Below are 2,814 nucleotides of genomic sequence, written 5' to 3'. Positions count from 1 at the left end.
AGCAATTCACATGGCAACCTCCTTTCAGATTGCTAGACTAACCAGGCTTCTCCTGGCGCACCAGAGAACACAGAGAAAAAGAAATGTATGAAGGCATGAAACGTAGGATGCGGTGAGCGCGGCAGGTCTTGCAGGATGGCACCACGAGGAGACGCGAACCGCATCGACCAGCTACCAGTCGCCGGCGAGTAGGGTGGGCTGTGCCCACCAGCTACTAGCTACCAGCTACCAGCCGCTGGAAGCTGGTGACTGGTAGCTGGCGACTGACAAACCACAGAGACACAGAGAACACAGAGGAAAAGAAATGCATGAAGGCATGAAATGTAGGATGGGTTAGGCCAGGGATGGCCGTAACCCATCAAGTTGTCACGAAGCGACTCATTAACTGCTTAGATATCGATGAACTCAGACAAGCTATTGGAGAAATAGAGATGCCAGATATCACAGCAATATCATCTGCTGTTACTACCATTAAGACAGCGTTCGACATTGCTCGGTATCTCAAAGAGAGCGATTTATCTTTAAAAGAGGCTGAAGCAAAATTGAAACTCGCCGAGCTTGTATCCGCGTTGGCGGATGCAAACCTTCAGATTTCGGAAGTCAAAGAATTGCTCATAGAAAAGGATCAAAAAATAAAAGAATTGGAACAATGTCAAGAAATAAAGGGGAAACTCGAATACGAAAAACCTTATTATTGGTTAGTTGACGGAAAACAGAAAGACGGGCCGTATTGCCAGCATTGTCGGGATAACGACAAGAAAATGATTAGGCTTCAAGGAAATGGGGAAGGTTATTGGAATTGCACAGCATGCAAGAATGGGTACAAGGACGGTTCGTATAAACCACATAGTCCTAGCGTAGTGATCCGGAAAAGTCGCTGGGATGGACTTCCATGAAGTCCACGTAGCCCTTGTAGGATATGGTGAGCGCCTGCCTACCGCCCCAGGGACGGGGCAGGCAGGCAGCGAACCGCATCAATTGAAAGGAAATGAGAATAACCCAAGCAATGCAATACCACAACATGTTTGCGGCTGGATGCGACAACATTGCCGATGGTTATTCCTTGATGTAAAAGATGCGGTTCGCCGTCGGGCGCGTCCCGCGCCCGACGGCTCACCACATCCTACGCGGATTGCCGAAGATCGGCGTTTGGTGTACCTTTGACGATATCCGCTCCCGTTGGTGAGTTGGGAATTCTCCTCAAGAGTCAATAGCTTAAGTTACGTGACTGATTACAGAAGACCAAAGATTTCAGGCGCAACCTGGTTCTTCACGGTGAACTTGGCAGAGAGGCACGACAACCGATTGCTGACGGAGAACATCGATGGATTAGGACGGGTCTTACGAAAAGTCAAAACTGATCATCCGCTCGATATCGATGCAATCGTGGTACTGCCGGATCACTTACACTGTATTTGGACGCTACCGCGGGGTGACAGCGATTATTCAACCCGATGGGCATTGATAAAGGCTGGATTTTCGCGCGGGCTCGTTCCGGGAGAAGGAGAGCAAAGTTCCGAAAGCCGTCGGAAACGGGGAAAGCGTGGAATCTGGCAACGGCGATTCTGGGAGCACTTGATTCGCGACGATCGGGATTACATGCAGCATGTGGATTATATCCACTGGAATCCGGTTAAGCACGGATGGGTAAAGCGGGTTTCGGATTGGAAACACTCTAGTTTTCATTCGTTCGTGGAGCAAGGGATCTATTCGCTTGATTGGGCAACCGAACCGGTTGAGGCGGTCGAGGCCGGAGAATGACATGATTAATTTGGTTCGCGTTACTCGTCGTACTGATGATATGGTTCATTTCGCTCACTGCATCAATGATGCGGTTCGCCGTGCCTGCCCCATCCCTGGGGCGTGGCAGGCAAGCTCACCACATCCTACGAGCGATTAATATAAATAACAGGACTGCAAACAATGAAACTGCCAAACATTGAATGGCTCATTGAAAACGGGGGCAACATCGAAATCGGTTATTCCGAGGCTCTCGACTTTGGTGAAGTCGCCGCAATGGCATCCGACGAACATAACATGCTGGCCACGCTTGTCAGGCGGGATTCCGAGTCACTCGATGCGCTACTACGACGGCTCGATACGGCAATCGGCAAGGCGCTGAAGGATCAAGAGTACATCGACGAGATCAATGACTGACAGTTCATGTAGATATTCTGTTCCAATGCAAGTCCAATGTGCCTCCTGATCCACAAAAATTCACCTCCGATGGATAAATTAGATTTATCAGGCAGCGGTTTCAGTGGGGGTAAAGAAGCGGCTGCTGTCGAAGGGGGTGCGGTTCTTAAGCATGGCATGGATGGTGTGCAGGAGCTAACGCATGATGGCACAGACGGCTTGGATCTTCTTGAGGCCACGTCGTTCGATGAGGTGACGGTAGTAGGCCCTGACGTTAGGGTCGTGGCGCGCGGCGCTGAGTGCCGGCATGTAGAGCGCGATACGCAAGTAGCGGTTGCCGGCCTTGGACAGGCGGAGCTTTTTGTTGACGCTGGAGCCGGATTGGTGTTGGCGCGGATCGAGTCCGGCCCTGGCGACCCATTGCTTGGCCCGCATGTCGTGGGGCAGGACCAGCAGTTCGCCAAGGAGTTGAATGGCACTGGCGGCAGCGATGCCGGTGACGCTGATGAGGAGCTCGAAGGTCGGTTGGAGGTCTTGATCGGCGGCGATGAGGTCCAAGACCTGCTGGCGCAGGTGTTCGATCTGCGCATCGAGCTGGGTGATGCTCTGTTGCAGGTCGGCGAGGAGAAAGTCTGGTGTCGCGGCGGTTTGCTCAGCGGCATGGAGCTGGTTCTTGGT

At 52.0% G+C, this 2,814-nt stretch carries 4 protein-coding genes; 3 read left to right on the top strand and 1 reads right to left on the bottom strand.

All coding sequences use genetic code 11. The annotated features are described in order from the left end of the window. Positions 1-344: 344 nt before the first annotated feature. The 3 genes from BQ17_RS03785 (at position 345) to BQ17_RS03775 (ending at position 2,157) form a co-directional block, all read left to right on the top strand. On the top strand, positions 345-896 hold the full coding sequence (locus tag BQ17_RS03785; protein WP_089724428.1) for a hypothetical protein: 552 nt from the start codon (positions 345-347) through the stop codon (positions 894-896). A 328-nt stretch (positions 897-1,224) separates the two neighbouring features. Beyond that, positions 1,225-1,761, top strand: a complete 537-nt coding sequence (locus tag BQ17_RS03780; RefSeq protein WP_089724426.1) for an REP-associated tyrosine transposase — start codon at positions 1,225-1,227, stop codon at positions 1,759-1,761. Between the two features lie 162 nt (positions 1,762-1,923). Then, complete coding sequence (locus BQ17_RS03775; protein WP_089724424.1) at positions 1,924-2,157, top strand: hypothetical protein; 234 nt, start codon at positions 1,924-1,926, stop codon at positions 2,155-2,157. A 174-nt stretch (positions 2,158-2,331) separates the two neighbouring features. On the opposite strand, the gene BQ17_RS03770 is transcribed toward BQ17_RS03775, so the two are convergent. Next, positions 2,332-2,814, bottom strand: a 483-nt coding sequence (locus tag BQ17_RS03770) for a transposase (protein ID WP_141699079.1), incomplete at its 5' end; no start/stop codon positions are given.

Origin of the sequence: Candidatus Thiosymbion oneisti, assembly GCF_900092655.1 — a bacterium.
Classification (GTDB): Bacteria; Pseudomonadota; Gammaproteobacteria; order Chromatiales; family Chromatiaceae; genus Thiosymbion; species Thiosymbion oneisti.
The sequence above is the reverse complement of the archived record's forward strand: the minus strand, read 5'-3'. Positions and strand labels throughout refer to the sequence as shown.